At 69.7% G+C, this 15,001-nt stretch carries 14 protein-coding genes and 1 pseudogene; 6 read left to right on the forward strand and 9 right to left on the reverse strand.

The features are described 5' to 3' along the window. Positions 1 to 32: 32 nt before the first annotated feature. On the reverse strand, positions 33 to 1,226 hold the full coding sequence (locus tag ACWFRJ_RS04890) for an NAD(P)/FAD-dependent oxidoreductase (RefSeq protein ID WP_453524763.1): 1,194 nt from the start codon (positions 1,224 to 1,226) through the stop codon (positions 33 to 35). 247 nt (positions 1,227 to 1,473) lie between these two features. On the opposite strand from ACWFRJ_RS04890, the pseudogene ACWFRJ_RS04895 reads away from it, so the two are divergent. Further along, a pseudogene (locus ACWFRJ_RS04895) lies at positions 1,474 to 2,346 on the forward strand (LysR family transcriptional regulator); the annotation flags it as partial. Between the two features lie 82 nt (positions 2,347 to 2,428). Here ACWFRJ_RS04895 and ACWFRJ_RS04900 read toward each other — a convergent pair. Next, positions 2,429 to 3,598, reverse strand: coding sequence for an alanine--tRNA ligase-related protein (locus ACWFRJ_RS04900; protein ID WP_453525068.1), 1,170 nt, complete (start codon positions 3,596 to 3,598; stop codon positions 2,429 to 2,431). A 296-nt stretch (positions 3,599 to 3,894) separates the two neighbouring features. Continuing rightward, a complete protein-coding gene (locus ACWFRJ_RS04905) occupies positions 3,895 to 4,713 on the reverse strand; it encodes a methyltransferase domain-containing protein (protein WP_453524764.1) in 819 nt (272 codons plus the stop codon). A gap of 110 nt (positions 4,714 to 4,823) precedes the next feature. Between ACWFRJ_RS04905 and ACWFRJ_RS04910 the strand changes: the two genes are divergently transcribed. The 5 genes from ACWFRJ_RS04910 to ACWFRJ_RS04930 all read left to right on the forward strand — a co-directional run bounded on the left by ACWFRJ_RS04910 (position 4,824) and on the right by ACWFRJ_RS04930 (position 8,436). Further along, positions 4,824 to 5,486 carry a TetR/AcrR family transcriptional regulator gene (locus tag ACWFRJ_RS04910; protein WP_453524765.1) on the forward strand — a complete coding sequence of 221 codons (663 nt, stop codon included), beginning with the start codon at positions 4,824 to 4,826 and terminating at the stop codon, positions 5,484 to 5,486. Positions 5,487 to 5,679: 193 nt separating this feature from the next. Further along, positions 5,680 to 6,261, forward strand: a complete 582-nt coding sequence (locus tag ACWFRJ_RS04915; protein ID WP_453524766.1) for a sugar O-acetyltransferase — start codon at positions 5,680 to 5,682, stop codon at positions 6,259 to 6,261. A 10-nt stretch (positions 6,262 to 6,271) separates the two neighbouring features. Next, on the forward strand, positions 6,272 to 6,817 hold the full coding sequence (locus tag ACWFRJ_RS04920) for a TetR/AcrR family transcriptional regulator (RefSeq protein ID WP_453524767.1): 546 nt from the start codon (positions 6,272 to 6,274) through the stop codon (positions 6,815 to 6,817). A 129-nt stretch (positions 6,818 to 6,946) separates the two neighbouring features. Next, positions 6,947 to 7,831 carry a metalloregulator ArsR/SmtB family transcription factor gene (locus ACWFRJ_RS04925; RefSeq protein WP_453525069.1) on the forward strand — a complete coding sequence of 295 codons (885 nt, stop codon included), beginning with the start codon at positions 6,947 to 6,949 and terminating at the stop codon, positions 7,829 to 7,831. Beyond that, positions 7,828 to 8,436, forward strand: coding sequence for a dihydrofolate reductase family protein (locus tag ACWFRJ_RS04930; RefSeq protein WP_453524768.1), 609 nt, complete (start codon positions 7,828 to 7,830; stop codon positions 8,434 to 8,436). Before ACWFRJ_RS04925 ends, ACWFRJ_RS04930 begins: the two co-directional genes overlap by 4 nt. A gap of 100 nt (positions 8,437 to 8,536) precedes the next feature. On the opposite strand, the gene ACWFRJ_RS04935 is transcribed toward ACWFRJ_RS04930, so the two are convergent. The 6 genes from ACWFRJ_RS04935 to ACWFRJ_RS04960 form a co-directional block, all read right to left on the reverse strand. Next, positions 8,537 to 9,400, reverse strand: a complete 864-nt coding sequence (locus ACWFRJ_RS04935; RefSeq protein ID WP_453524769.1) for a calcium-binding protein — start codon at positions 9,398 to 9,400, stop codon at positions 8,537 to 8,539. A gap of 405 nt (positions 9,401 to 9,805) precedes the next feature. Next, positions 9,806 to 10,801, reverse strand: a complete 996-nt coding sequence (locus ACWFRJ_RS04940) for a lytic polysaccharide monooxygenase auxiliary activity family 9 protein (protein ID WP_453525070.1) — start codon at positions 10,799 to 10,801, stop codon at positions 9,806 to 9,808. Positions 10,802 to 10,965: 164 nt separating this feature from the next. Further along, positions 10,966 to 12,033, reverse strand: coding sequence for a FecCD family ABC transporter permease (locus ACWFRJ_RS04945; protein WP_453524770.1), 1,068 nt, complete (start codon positions 12,031 to 12,033; stop codon positions 10,966 to 10,968). Continuing rightward, entirely contained in the window at positions 12,030 to 13,085 is a 1,056-nt protein-coding gene (locus tag ACWFRJ_RS04950; RefSeq protein ID WP_453524771.1) for a FecCD family ABC transporter permease, read from the reverse strand. The genes ACWFRJ_RS04945 and ACWFRJ_RS04950 overlap by 4 nt, the downstream gene beginning before the upstream one ends. A gap of 11 nt (positions 13,086 to 13,096) precedes the next feature. Further along, a complete protein-coding gene (locus ACWFRJ_RS04955) occupies positions 13,097 to 14,146 on the reverse strand; it encodes an iron-siderophore ABC transporter substrate-binding protein (protein ID WP_453524772.1) in 1,050 nt (349 codons plus the stop codon). Between the two features lie 376 nt (positions 14,147 to 14,522). Continuing rightward, positions 14,523 to 14,942, reverse strand: coding sequence for a (R)-mandelonitrile lyase (locus tag ACWFRJ_RS04960; protein ID WP_453524773.1), 420 nt, complete (start codon positions 14,940 to 14,942; stop codon positions 14,523 to 14,525). Positions 14,943 to 15,001 lie beyond the last annotated feature (59 nt).

A 15,001-nucleotide genomic window follows, 5' to 3' on the forward strand; every position in this document is an offset into this window, starting at 1 on the left:
CGGGACAAGAGGCATACGACCACGGGCCGGGGTCATACGACATGGGTCTCCGGGCGGAACGCGGCATCGGTCCGGAAGCGGTCGGCGCTCATCGGCGCGATGTCGACGCACGGCTCGCGTTCCATGTGCAGGTCGCGCACGATCTCGCCGACGGCGGGGGCTTGGAGGAATCCGTGGCCCGAGAACCCGGTGGCGTAAAGGAAGTTGGGCAGGTCGACGGAGCGGCCGATCAGTGCGTTGTGATCGGGCGTGACCTCGTACAGGCCCGCCCAGCCGTCGGCGGTCGGCATCTCGGCTAGGGCGGGGGCACGACGGCGTACGACGTCCCGGAAGAGGTCGAGCCACTCCGGGGTCCACGTGGTGTCGAAGCCTTCGGCCTCGCGGGGGTCGGCGAGGCCGAAAAGTAGCCCGTCGTCGCTGTTGTGGAAGTACGCCGACGACGTGAAGTCGATGGTGAAGGGGATCCGCGGGGCAGGCGGTGAAAGACGGTCGGTGAACGCCAGTTGGCGGCGTACCGGCCGGACGGGCAGGTCGACGCCGACCATGGCGCCGATCTGTCCTGACCAGGCGCCCGCCGCGCAGATCACGGTGGAGCAGGTGACGGAGCCGCGGTCGGTGTGCACGGCGCCGACCCGGCCGCCTGCGACATCCATGCCGGTCACGCGGGTGTGGGTGGCGAGGCGTACGCCCGCCCGCGCCGCCGCGTCGGCGTATCCGTGCACGGCGAGGCCAGGGCGGGCGTGCCCGTCGGCGGGGGAGTGGACGGCGGCGACGAGGCCGTCGGTGCTCAGATACGGACAGAGGCGCCGGGCCTCATCGGCGTCGATCATGCGGCTCGGCACGCCCAGGCTGTTCTGGAGCCGGACGCTCCCGGCGAACTCCACGGCCTGCCGCTCGCTGGTGAGCAGGAAGAGGTAGCCCACGGTGTCGAGACGGATGTCAGCGCCGGGCCGCCGCGGGAAGTCCCGGTAGGCGCGCAGGCTCCGGTTGCCGAGCTCGATGTTGAGCGGATCGGAGAAGTGGGCGCGCACACCGCCGATGGGTTTGCCGGAGCTGCCGCAGGCCAACTCGCCGCTTTCGACGACGACGATGTCACGCACTCCGGCCTCGGCGAGGTGGAAGGCGATGGAGACGCCCATCACGCCCCCGCCGACGATCACCACATCGGCTACGGGTGGGAGGGTACGGAAGGCGGGGGCGGTGGACGGACGCGATGAGAAGGACAAGAGACCGATCCCTTCCAGAGGCCGGAGCCGGGACCGACGGGCCTGAGGAGGCGTCAGTTCGCGGGCGTGGCATGGGCCGTCAGTAACGTGCGGGACTCAGTTACGTGCGGGACTCAGTAGTGTGTGGGGCTCAGTAACGTGTGGGACGCCGATCAGTGAGCTGTCCGTCATCGTGACGCAACCCGACCGTTGACGTCCATGAACGGTTACTGCTCCTGATCTTTGACGATCTCTATATGTTCGCCCCATGGATTGGACGAGTTCGCAGCTGCGGTCCCTGGTCGAGCTGACCCGGCGCGGCACCATCACCGCCGTCGCGCACGCTCTCGGCTACACCCCGGGCGGCGTCTCCCAGCAGATCGCCGCACTGGAGAAGGCCGCGGGCACCCCACTCCTGCGCCGTGCGGGCCGCCGGGTGGAGCTCACCGACGCCGGGACCACGCTGGCCCGGCACGCCGAGCGGATCCTTGCCGCGGAGGCCGAAGCCGTCGAGGAGCTGGAGCGCGGCAGCGGGGCGATCTCCGGCACCCTGCGCGTGGGCCTGTTCGCCACGGCCGCCGCCGAGATCCTGCCGCCCGTCCTGCGGCGGGTGCACGCGGCCCACCCCGAACTGGCCGTGCACAGCCGGGACATGGACGTGGACGAGGTGTACGACGCCGTCGCTTCGGGAGGCGTGGACCTGGCGCTCGGCCTTGACTACCCGGACGTGCCCATCCCGCGCGACGCCGCCTTGCGGGTGACCCGGCTCTACCGCGAGCGCTTCGCCCTCGCTGTGCCCACCGGCTGGATGGAGGGCCGCGACAGCGCCGCTCTGGCCGACACCCGGGACCTGGCGTGGATCCTGCCGTCGGCCGACAGCTACTACGGCCACGCCGTGCGCACCGCGTGCCGCCGCGCGGGCCTCGAACCGCATGTCCGGCACGAAGTCACCGACACGGCGGCGACACTGGCCCTGGTCGAGGCGGGCATCGGCGTCAGCACGGTGACCGAGCTGATGCTCGGGCTCCGCGCCTCGCGCTTCGACGTGGTGCGGTTGCGCGAGCGGATCGAGCGGCACGTCGTGGTGGTGTGCCGCGCCTCCGCCGAACGGCGTCCGGCGGTGGCCGCGCTGGTCGACGTACTGCGGACGGTGGCCGACCAGCGCGGTCCTGACCTGGCGGACGTGTGCGACGGCGGTGTACGGGGCTGTCGTGCCCCCGGTGTCACCCCTGACGCAGGGCCAGGACCAGATCGCGCGGCAGACCGTGGGTGTCATGGAGATGGCGCAGGTCATCCTCGTCCAGCGGGCCCCGGAACCGGGGCCTGGCCAGTACCTGCCGACCCCGCTCCAGGAGCCGCCTGAACCGCCGCTCCTCATCGAGCAGCACCTGGCGCACACCGTCCGGATCCACGTCCTGACGGAAGTGGTCCAAGGTGTGCCGGACCAACTCGCCCGGAAGGTCGGCCAGTTCGCGCGAAGGGTCCTCCCGCCACAGGGCGGTGAGCATCCGTCGTACGAGTCGGCGCAGCACGTAGCCGCGGCCTGTGCTGGCCGGGCGCACCCCGTCGCCGATCACCACCATGGCCGAGCGGAGATGGTCGCAGACAAGGCGCAGCGACGGCTCGTCCAGCTGCCACAGGCCCGGCACGAGGCGCCGCCAGGGATCGAAGAGATCGCACTCGAAGACCGACGTCCGCCCCTGGAGGAGCGAGGCGAGGCGCTCCAGGCCGAGCCCGGTGTCGACGTTGCGCTGGGGCAGGGACACGAGGGAGCCGTCGTCGAGCCTGCGGTGACGCATCATCACGTGGTTCCACACCTCCACCCAGCGGTCGTCACCGGTCGGCGTCGACTCGGGCGGGGTGTCGCCGGTCCACAGAAAGATCTCCGAGTCGGGTCCGCAGGGTCCGGTCGTCGTCCCGTTGGGCCACCAGTTGTCCTCGACGGTGAGCTCCACCGGCACCCCGCGCTCCTGCCACAGCTCCAGGGAAGCGGTGTCGGGCCCGACCTGGTCGTCGCCACCGAAGACGGTGGCGTGCAGCAGGCCCGGGTCGATGCCGAACCCGTCGGTGAGCAGCCCGTAGCCCCAGTCGAGGCTCTGGCGCCCCTCGTAGTCGCCGAGCGACCACGTACCGAGCATCTCGAAGACGGTCAGATGGGTGGAGTCGCCGACCTCCTCCAGGTCCGTGGTGCGCAGACAGCGCTGCACATTGACGAGACGTTGGCCGAGCGGATGAGGCTGCCCCTCCAGGTACGGGGTGAGCGGGTGCATGCCCGAGGTGGTGAAGAGGACCTGGTCACCGGGTGGCGGCAGCAGCGTCGAGCCGGTGATACGGCGGTGGCCGCGCTCCTCGAAGTACTCGACGAACCTGCGGACGACGCCTTCGGTGCTCATCTCGACGGGCTTTTCGGTGTTCATGGGGTGGCTCCTTCGCATACGCGGCAGGGAGGCACCGGACAGAGGATCCGCACACCGGAACCGGGGTGTGAGCACCACGGGAACCACCGGCGGACCGTGTCCGGTCGCCGATGGGAATGGGGGAAGTACGTCAGGCGGCGGCAACCGGCGAGCTGGTCGCTCGCGCGGTCGCGGTGGTGACTGGGCCGTTGACGTTCATAGGGGCGACGGTAGCGTGCGCGGATCTTTGGGGCACGTGATTTTCCGCCGAGGTGACGTCGACGGAGTTCCCGTCACGGACGGCGGCCCCACGCGGAGATCATCGGGGAGGTGGCGAGGTCGAGACGGCCCGAGGTGACGCTCGCGAGATGCCGGTCGATCTCCTCGTCGGTCGCGAGCCCTGCCGCGATCAGTCTGTCCCGCACGTGCCGTACCGTCGCCGCCTCCAGGACGTCGCAGGCCGCGGACGTGATCGGGAAGTAGGCGTCCGCGGTGACATCGGTCAGCCCCGCCTCCCGCAGCAGCCTGGGGACTTTGCGCCCGTAGGCCAGGTCTGCACCGCGAGCCGCGAGGAGCGAGCGGAATCCGGCGCGCAACTTGTTGGCCAGCGCCTGCTCGGGCCCGTACTCGTCCAGGCAGATGAGCGGCTGCGACGCCGGATCGGCGTCCTCCACCAGCAGCCACCCGCCGGGCCGCAGCGCGCCGGCCATCGCGCGCAGGGCCCGCTCCCTGTCGGCCACATGTACGAGGACCAACCGGGCGTGAACGAAGTCGAAGCCGCTCACCGGGGGTTCGTCCCGGCCCACGTCGTGGTGCAGCACCTCGATGACCCCGCCCGCCGCCCGGGAGGCCCAGGAAGTGTCGATGTCGGTCGCCAGTACCCGGCCGGTAGGCCCGACCCGGTCGGCAAGCCAGGTCACCACCGAGGGGCCGCCCGCCCCGACCTCCCAGCACTGCCACCCCGAGGCGATCCCCAGGGTCTCGATGTGCCGGAAGGTGGTGGGGTCGAAGAGCTCGCTGAGCGCATCGAAACGGATGCCGGCCTCGGACCGTGCGTTGTCGAGGAGATAGCCGTCGCCGTCATCCCGGGGCTCTTGTGAAGAGTGCGTCATGAGGAGATTGTCCCGGAATCGAAATCGCCAGGGCCGCACACTCGCATCTACCGTCACTTAGTGACACAATGGCGTTAGAGGACATCGGAAGAGAAGGGCGACAAAGCGTCATGGCGACGGAGAAGCGCGGCAGCGGGGGAGGGATGAGCGAGCAGCGGCGTGCGCGGCTGCGGCTCGAGATTTCCCGGGAGGCGGCGCGCCTGTTCTGGGAGCAGGGAGTGGCCGCCACGAGCGGCGATCAGATCGCGGAGGCCGTCGGCCTGTCCACGCGCACCATCTGGCGGCACTTCCGCAGCAAGGAGAGCTGCGCCGAGCCGATCGTCATGCAGGGGGTCGTCACCCTGCTCAGCGTGCTGCGCAGCTGGCCACCGCAGAGCTCCCTCGAGGACCACCTGGGAACGGCGCTGAGCAGGCTCCGCGAGGAGGGGCCGCCCGTCGACCTTGCCGACGAGATGCTGGCGATGAAGATGATTCGGCTCGCCGACACCGAGCCGGCGCTCCGCACGGCATGGCTGATGGCCTGTGACCAGACGGAACAGGAAATGTGTGTGATCGTCGGCGGCCGTCTGGGGCTGCCTGCCGATGACCTGGATGTGCGGGTGCACGCCGCGGCCGCCGCCGCGGTCGTGCGGCTCCTTGACGAGCACATCGGCGCCGCCATCCTCGCCGGCGCCGATCTCACGGAGTTCAACGGCTTGGCGGCCGTCTCCCGGCGTTACGTGCATGCGATCCGCACAGCGACCGGCGGAGTCGTCGGCGACCCCGTCGCCTGAGAGATCGCACTGGAGCGAACGAACTGCAGCGAACGAACTGAGGTCAACCGTGCCGAGGCGACCCGTCGCCGGGCTCGTCCCGGAGACGGGTGCGGTACTGGCCGAGGTCTGCGCCGAGGCCCGCACCGAGGTCTAGCCCGGCCCCGGACCCAGGAGCGTACGTTCGTACGTTCAAGAGTGTACGATCGTACGCATGCCGACGGACTACTTCGCTGACGACCCGCGCACCAACCTGGAACGCATGCTCGCGGGCGATCTCTACATCGCCGACGACCCGGAGATCGCCCGCAGGCAGCAGCGCGCCATGCAGCTCGCTGCCCGCTACCAGGCAGTCCACCTCGAAGACCAGGACAAGGCTCGGTCGGTCCTCGCCGAACTGCTCGCCTCGGTGGGTGAGGGCGTCGAGGTGCGGCCGCCGCTGTACGTCGACTACGGCAGCAACATCTCCATCGGGGCCCGCACCTTCGTCAACTACCACCTCACCGCGCTTGACGTCGCCCGGATCACCATCGGCGAGGACTGTCAGATCGGCCCCAACGTCCAACTCCTCACCCCCACGCACCCCGTGGAGCCGCAGCCCCGGCGCGACAAGCTGGAGGCCGCGCTCCCCATCACCATCGGGGACAACGTCTGGCTCGGCGGCGGTGTCATCGTCTGCCCCGGCGTGAGCATCGGGGACAACAGCGTCATCGGCGCCGGCGCGGTGGTCACCAGGGACGTACCCGCCGACGTCGTCGCCGTCGGGAACCCCGCCCGCCCGATCCGCGGAATCTAGAGCCGCCGCGATGGCCACCGGACACGCGGATCCCCAGCGGCGCGAGCGCATCCTCGCCGCCACCCTCGACCACATCGCCGACGAAGGCGTCGCCGGTGTCTCCCACCGCAAGATCGCGGCGCGCGCCGCCGTGCCGCTCGGCTCGATGACGTACCACTTCACCGGCATCGACGACCTGCTCCGCGAAGCCTTCACTCTCTTCGCCGACCACATCGTGGCTGTCTTCGAGCGGCACCTGGACCGCGCCGACAGTCCCGAACAGGCGCGTGAGGCCGTCACCGATCTCATTCACGGGCTCTCCGAAGGGCCGCAGCGCGACCTGATCCTCACCCAGGAGCTCTACACCCTCGCCGCTCGCCGCCCGGAGTACCGGGAGCTGACCCAGGCGTGGATGCGCCGCAGCCGGCACCTGCTGGAACGGCACTTCGAGCCCGACACCGCACGCCAACTCGACGCGCTCATCGAGGGGCTCACCCTGCATCGCGCACTGGACGGCGCACCGCACGGCCGTGAACTGACGAGTCGGGCGGTCGAGCGCATCACCACCACCGCGTGACCGCCACCGCGCAGCAGCGGCCACCGAACAGCCTGTGGGCGCGCGGACCTGACACCGCACGCCCACAGGCGTGAGATCGCCCGCGCATATTCCTTGACACGAATATTCTCTGTCGTGAATACTTACCTCATGGACGCACTCCTCTCCGCACTGGCGGACCCGGCACGCTGGCGGCTCGTGAGCCTGCTGGCCGAGCGGCCCCGCTCGGTCGGGGTTCTCGCCCAGCTCGCCGAGGCGCGCCAGCCGCAGACGACCAAGCACCTGCAGGTCCTGGAGCGCGCCGGCGTCGTCACCTCCCAGCGCACCGGCCAGCGCCGCGTCTACGCGCTCCGGTCCGCCGCCCTGCGGGACCTGGCCGCCGCGCTCAACCGGTTCGCCGACACCGCGGACACCGCCGACCAGGACGGTGGCCCGCGTGCGACCTTCGACAGCTACGGGGCAAGACTCCAGGCGGAGCGGCTCGCCGCGGGGGATCCGGGGTGGGCCGACGGCCGTTCGTTCAGGTTCCGCCGGTCGCTGGCTGCCCGCCCCGAGCTGGTCTGGCGCCACTTGACCGAGGCCACCCTTCTCGCCCGGTGGTGGACGCCCGACGGCCTCCGCGTATCCGAGCTCGTCTTCGAGGCGCGACCGGGCGGACGGATCGTCCATGAGTACCGCGATGCCGAGGACACCGGCGGCTCCGACCTGGTGGTCGGGCGTGCGCAGGGAGTCGTCGACGACGTTCGCCCCGCTGAGCGCCTCGCCTACCGGCTCTCCCCGCTGCTTCCCGACGGCTCGCCCGCCTTCACCGCCCACGTCGATCTCGGCCTGAACCCCACCGACACAGGCACGGACCTCGACGTCCACTGGCTGATCACGGACAGCACGGTCGACTCCGCCGACTTCATCGCAGGCATCGAGATCGGCTTCGGTCAGAGCCTCGACAAGCTCGCGGCGGCACTCGCCACGGACACGCACGACACATGCACCGCCACCGAAACCGACAGTGACACCGACACTAGGAGCATGAAATGACGGAGCAGAAGCAGACCGCGGGCCGCCGTGTCGTCACCAACATGAGCCTCTCCCTGGACGGCCACTACGCGGCGCCGGACAATCCGCAGAACATGAGCTGGGTGATGCCGTACGCCCACACCGATGCCGCCCGTGACCTCCTCGCCAGCCTCTGGGAGCCGGCGACGACGGCCCTGCTCGGGAGGGTCAACGCCGAAGGATTCCTCGGTTTCTGGCCCACCGTCATCGGTATGGAGGGAGCGGACCCGCGCGACGAGGCCTTCGCGAAGTGGCTCGTGGAAACCGACAAGGTCGTTCTCTCCTCCACCCTCGGCAAGGCGCTGTGGGAGCGGACGACGATCGTCGACAAGCCGACGGCCGAGGCGGTCGATGACCTGAAGGCGACCGAAGGCGGCGACATTCTCGTGCTCTCCAGCGCGAGCGTCATCAAGGCACTGCTCGCGGCCGACAAGGTCGACCGGCTGGCGCTGACGGTCTTTCCGCTCTTCCTCGGCGGCGGTCCGCGCCTCTTCGACGACGGCCTGCCCGCCGGGAAGTGGGAGCTCGTCAGCCAGACCGCGGGCGAGCACGGCACGTTGGCTCTCGTCTACGACCGAGTCCGCTGAGCCCAAGGTCGCTGAGCCGAAGCTCGCTGAGTCGGGGATCGCTGTCGGCACCCGGGGCACCGCGCGGCTGATCGCGCGGTGCCCCGGGCGGTGTGGAGCGTCAGTCCTGGTGGACCACGTTCCTGCCGGGACCGCCGGAGAGGGTGTCCGTGCCGGTGCCGCCGTACAGCTCGTCGTCGCCGCTGTTTCCGTAGATCGTGTCGTTACCGCTGTCGCCGTACAGGACGTCGTTGCCCTTGCCGCCGTAGATGTAGTCGCCGCCGGCCGCGCCGCGGATCGTGTCGTTGCCGTCGCCGCCGGACAGGTTCTGCCTCCCGGCGCCGCCTTGGATGACGTCGTCGCCCGCGCCGCCGTCGACGGCACTGTCGTCGCCGTCCGAGTAGATCGTGTCGTTGTCGTTGCCGCCCTGCGCGATGCTGCCGGCACCGGCGCGGATGGTGTCCTTGCCGTCACCGCCGCTCACCACACCGGCCACGCCCACCGTGAGGTTGTCGTCGCCCGCCCCGCCCTTGACGGAGTTGCCGTCGACGGAGCCGGTCCGGGTCCAGGTGTCCTTGCCGTCACCCAGGTCCGCCGAGGCGAAGTAGTACGTCTGGTCGGTGGCGTTGTCGTAGGCGACGGTGTCGTCGCGGTCGCCGAGGGCCAACTTCAAAGTGGCGTACGGGTCCTGGGTCTCCAGAGTGGCGACCTTGCAGGAGACCTTGGTGCGGTCCGCGCCGTCGGGGTAGGAGCAGCCGTCTCCCGCGCTGACCGGAACGGCGTCGTCGATCACGTAGGTGATCTCTTCGGAGCCTTCGGATATCGACGCGGTGACGGTCACTTTGTTGATCTGGCCGGAGGCGGCGGTGTAGAGAATGCCGTGATCGCTCGGGCTGAACGCGGCGGTGGCCTCCGGCGCCGCGGCACCGGCGGTGCCCGCCAGGAAGAGCGGAGCGGCCAGCGCCGTACCGAGAGCGAGCGTCATCGCCGACGCAGTACGAAATCCCCGGCGGCTGATGAGTTGAGAGGGCATTGCATAACCTCCATGAGACGTACGTGGTGCTTGCAATTACGTGTGACTGCCGGGGTTTGCGGTTGGTTGTAATACGCCTCGCGGCGGGATGTGAGCGGGGATTCGCGGTATGGGCGGCATAAGTACGTGCTGGCCAGCGGAGTTTGGCCGCTCATCCGCGGCGCGACAATTCCACGTAAGGCGCGGTTCGGCGGAAATTCATGAGGCGGAATGGTCGAAATTCCCTCGCGGGTATGGCCGTACGGATTCTTCACGTAGGGCGTTGTGCTCCCGCCCGCCGCCGCGAAGGCCCGCGGTCGGCGGGCGGGGTGTGGGGTGTGGGGGAAGGGCAGCTACGTCACCTCTTCCGCTGCCTGCTCACCGATCAGAATCAGGAGCCGACCTGCGGTGGCGCAGGTGCAGGACGGTCCCACCGGCCAGGACCACGGCTCCGGCACCCGCGAGCGTGCCGACCAGGCCGGGGCCGGGGGAGTCCGTGGGCGAGTCGGAGGCGGTCTTCTCGATGGCCGGGGTGGTATCCGCGGCGGGGCGGGACGCTGCTGAAGAGCCGCCGCTGTGCCCCTCGTGGCCTTCGTGCCCCTCGTGCACCGCGTCCGCCTCGGCGTTCTTCTCGCCCGCGCCGAGCGCGGACACCGCCGCACCGGACCGTTCGCCGCCCGTCAATCCGGTGACCTCGCCGTTGCCTCCGTCGAAGACCACGTCCGAGCAGGAGAAGAAGTTCTCCTGGCTGTCGGAGCGGATCCACTGGACGAACAGAAGGTGCCGACCGGTACGTTCCGGCAGCCGCAGGTCCCAGTAGTAGTGGCCCGCCTCGCTGCCGGGGCCGCCCTGCTGCGGCGGGTTCTGGACGGTCTGTACGTTCTCCAGGTCCGACCAGCCCAGCGGTTGCTCCGGGTCGTAGCCCTCCTTCGTGACGTACACCTTGAACGTGCCCGAATGGTGCGCCCAGTTGCTGTAGTTCACCTCGATGTCGGCGCCGGCGGTGAGATGGGTGACGGGCCAGTCGGTGCGGGCGGCGTTGTACGGGGAGAAGTCGTAGGGGCTGCGGTCGCCCGCGCTGCACAGCGTGCCGTCCTCGACGTAACCTTCGCCGCGGCCGCCCGCATTGGAGTCGAGTACCGCGAACCAGTTGTACAGCGGCGTGGTGCCCGCGTCCTGCACCGCCGCCTTGCAGGCGGGGTTGGTGGGCATCTGGGTGGAGGAGTTGGCGAGCAGGTCCTTGTAGCACAGGTAGGTGCGCGACCCGGGCATCATGGCCACGCCGTGTGCGGCGGCTGTGCCAGGTACGGCCAGCACGGCCGCGGCTGCGATGCCCGTGGCACCGACGAGGGAGGCCAGTCGCCTGGCCCGCATCGAGGGGCGTAAGAGGGATCTGACGCGGACGAGTCCGGGGGAGCGACGGGCTCGAGGAAGGGTCATGGGAACGTCTCCTTCGGGGAGTTTCCGATGAGCGGCTCTCCTCGTAGTCGCCGCCGGACCCCAAAGGGTTGCCGCGTCGTTCAGAGACGGCGAGTGTCTCAGAGGATCCCGTGTCGCCATTCGTGGACCAGGAGGTAGCCGAGGTAGATGCCTCCGATGGCCATGGTGTAGATGCCGACCGGCAAGTCCTCGAAGAGCGGCAGCTGTTGGGAGCACAGGTCCGCGAGGACCAGGAGCAGTGCGCCGACGAGGGCGGACAGCATCAGATGCGGGCCGGTTCCCCGGGTGACGCGCTTGGCGATCTGTGGCGCGGTCAGGGAGATGAAGGCGATGGGTCCCGCCACGCTGACGGCGCCCGCCGAGAGCACGATCGAGAGGAGGACCGCGATGGTCCTCGTAGTCCTCGGCGCCGATCCGAGTCCCTCGGCGAGTTCGTCACCCATCTCTGCCATGTTCAGGCGCCGCGCGATGAGCAGCGTGAGGGGCACCACGACGAGGAGGACGACCCAGATGGTGGTGGCGTGCCCCCAATCACGCGCCGCCAGGCTGCCGTTGACGTACGCGGTCAGCGCGGTGGCCTTGTCGCGTTCCACGGCGTAGACGACGTACTGGGTGACAGCGGTGGCCATGGCGGCGGTGCCGATGCCCGCGACGACGAGACGGCCCGCATTGCGGAATCCGGTGCCGGTGGAGACGTACACCAGCGTCATGGCGAGTATCGCGCCGATGAGCGCGCCGAGGGAGACCGGAACGGTGTCGGGCAGGAACAGTGCCACCGCCGCCGCGCCCGCACCGGCGCCGGAGGCGAGGCCGATCACGTCGGGGCTGCCGAGGGGGTTTCGGGTGACCGACTGGAACAGGGCCCCCGACAGGCCGAGGGCCGCGCCGGTGCCGACGGCGACCACGAGCCGTGGGCCGCGCAGCCGGTTCATCACGAAGGTGTCCGTGCCCTTGCCGTCGCCGGTGATGGCGGGCACGAGGTCGGCCAGGGGGATGCCGATCCGGCCCAGGGAGAGCGTCGCGGCTGCCGCCGCCGCGATCAGAACGAGCAGTACCGCGGCGACGAGAAGGGAACCCGGCCGTACGGGAACCGCCACGGCCCGGCCGACACGCAGGACACGGCGCGGCCGTGCCGGGCGGGCGGCCCGGAGCTGCTTGGTCGTCATGTGTTTCCCCTCATCTTGCGTACCGCCACCAACAGGGCGGGCGCCCCCACGAACGCGGTCACGACACCGACCATCAACTCCTGCGGGCGCAGCACCACACGCCCCACGACATCGGCCAGGAGCAGCAGCGAAGGGCCTGCGATGCAGGAGAAGACGACTTGCAGGCGGAAGTCGATGCCGACCAGGGCGCGCACGACGTGCGGCACGGCAAGGCCGACGAAGGCCACGGGGCCGACGGCCGCGGTCGCCGCGGCGCTCAGCAGGGTCGCGGCCATCAGGCCGCCGCCGCGGACCAGAGCCGGGCGGGAGCCCAGAGAAGTCGCCTTGTCGTCGCCCAGGGCCAGCGTGTTGAGGCTCGGGGACAGTACGAGCGTGAGGACAAGACCTGCCACGGCGAAGGGCAGCACCGCGAGGAGCACGCTGAAATCACGGCCTCCGAGTGCGCCGACCACCCAGTAGCGGTAGCTGTCGAACACCTGCGGTTTGCTGAGGGTCACGGCCTGGATGAAGGCGGTGAGGACCGCGGACATGACGGCGCCTGCCAGCACCAGACGCACCAGGCTCTTGCTGGATCCGGCCGAGCTGATGACGTGGACGAGCAGGCCCGCGAGCAGTGCGCCGGGCAGCGCCCACCAGACGGCGGCCGCGGTGCCGGAGGCGCCCAGGTAGGCGGTGGCCGCGACGATGCTCGCGGACGCGCCGGCGTTGATGCCGAGCAGCCCCGGATCGGCCAGCGGGTTGCGGGTGACTCCCTGCATCAGGGTGCCCGCGACCGCCAGGCACAGGCCCGCGAGGACGCCGAGCGCCGTGCGGGGATAGCGGCTCTCGATGATGGTGGTGATGTTCGGATCCGCGGTGCCCGTAAGAACGTCGACGACATCGCTGAAGGAGGTGACGCGGCTGCCGAACATGACGCTCGCGAACAGGGCGAAGGTAAGTACGAGGATTCCGATGAACAGGGACAGGGCCCATCGGGTGGGGCGGGGGCCGGGGCGGGTGGTGCGGGCAGGAGTACCCGCACCACCCGATACGGCCCGTGCGGTGGTCGTCATGGTGCGCGGGCTCAGCGGTCGGTCTTGGTGAGGGCCTTGTCGATCATCGGCAGGTACCGGTCGATGCTCCAGGGGACGGTCAGCGGGTTGATCATCGATGACGCGGTCACGAACGAGGGGTCGTCACCGGCCACGACCGCGCCGCTCTTGACGGCGGGGATCGCCGCGTAGAGCGGCTGCTTCTCGACGTCCCTGCGGTTCTTCGCGTCGGAGTAGAAGGTGAACACCAGATCGCTGTCCTTGAGCTTCTCGGCGTTCTCCAGGCCGATCAGGGCGGAGTCGGTGCCCTTGGTCTCCTTGAACGTCTTCACCACCGGGTCGACGGTGAGGCCGAGCGACCGCAGCATCTGCACCCGCTGCTCCTCCGGCTTGAACACGCCGAGCGTGCCGGGGCCGGAGTTGTAGAGGTAGGAGAAGCTGACGTTCTTGTACTTCGGTCGCGAGGCGGCGGCAGCGGCGAGCTGCTTCTTGATCTTCTCCTCCAGCGGCTCGGCCTTCTCCGGCCGGCCGAGCGCCTTGGCGATGATGTCGATCTGCTGGTCCCAGTTCGTGCTCCAGGCCTGATCCGGGTAGGCCACCGTCGGTGCGATGTCCGACAGGATCGCGTACTGGTCCTTCGTGATGCCGGACCACGGCGCGAGGATGACGTCCGGCTCGAGCTCGGTGATCGCCTCGAAGTCGATGTCCTCCCCTCCGCTGAACTGCTTGGGCAGCTTGTCACCGGACTTGGTCACCGCCTCGTGGACCCACGGCAGATAACCGGTCTTGTCGCTGCCCCACTTGTAACTCTCCATCCCCACCGGCGTCTTGCCGAGGGCGATGGAAGTCTCGGTCGACCCCTGGCCCAGGGTGACGACACGGTCGGGCCGCTCGGGTATCTCAGCCGTTCCGAGCGCACTCTTGATCTTTACGGGGAACCCCTCACCGGCCTTCCCCGACGCTTTCGAGCTCTCTTCGTCACTGGAGGAGCAACCGCTGATGACGAGCGTGAGCGCTGCAACGGCGGTCGGTACGACGAGTGTTCCGCGACGCGCGCGAGAGGACGAGGACTGGGAGGGCATCAAGTTCCTTTGGCTCCGGAGGTGCAGCCGCTTCCGCGGCTCGTGCACGCCGACATTTCGGATCGGCGCAGCGCGGGACTCCACCATGACGACACTTAGGTAAGCCTAAGTTAATGGGAACTTAAAATTCAACCGGGCTCAATGCGGCGACGGTTGCGGGTCCAGGGCGTTGCCGACGGTGCAGCCGCCCTCTCCTGGCATCCGCTGGATCCGGGGCGGCACCCACACCTCGGTGGCGCCGGGGCTCACGCGGGCAAGAAGGCAGTCCTGCGCGTCGGCAACCTCCGGCGCCGCTTGCGTCCCTCATACCGGCGATGGCGAGGGCTTGTTGGAGCGCGGGTTCCAGACGGAGACCAGTGGGGAAGAGGCTGTTCGGTCAGTGGCCGGGGGTGCGGGGTGCGCCGTACTGCTCGTCGGTGACGTGCTCGAGCCACGTGGTCTCGGGCCGCTCGTCGTCGGGCGCTGTGCCGTCCCACAACGCCAGGTGCTGCATGAAGCGGTCCTCGGTGGCGCCGTGCCAGTGCTCTTCGCCGGGCGGGCAGGTGACGGTCTCACCGGGATGGGCCTCGAAGACGGTGCCGTCACGCGTGCCGACCAGGGCGATACCGGCGACGACGTGCAGGGTCTGGCCGACGGCGTGGCGGTGCCAGGCGGTGCGGGCGCCCGGGGCGAAGCGGACCATGTTGGCCCGGATGCGGGAGGGCTCCTGGCCGGCGTGGATGACGTCGAACCAGACATCTCCGTTGAACCAGTCCTGCGGGCCCTTGCCGGTGGGCTTCGGCTTGACGAATTCCATGGTGCTCCTTGTTTCCTTGTTTCCTTGCCCGTTCGGTGATGCGGCGGGTGTCAGGCGGC

This window comes from Streptomyces sp. NPDC055239, from assembly GCF_053606205.1.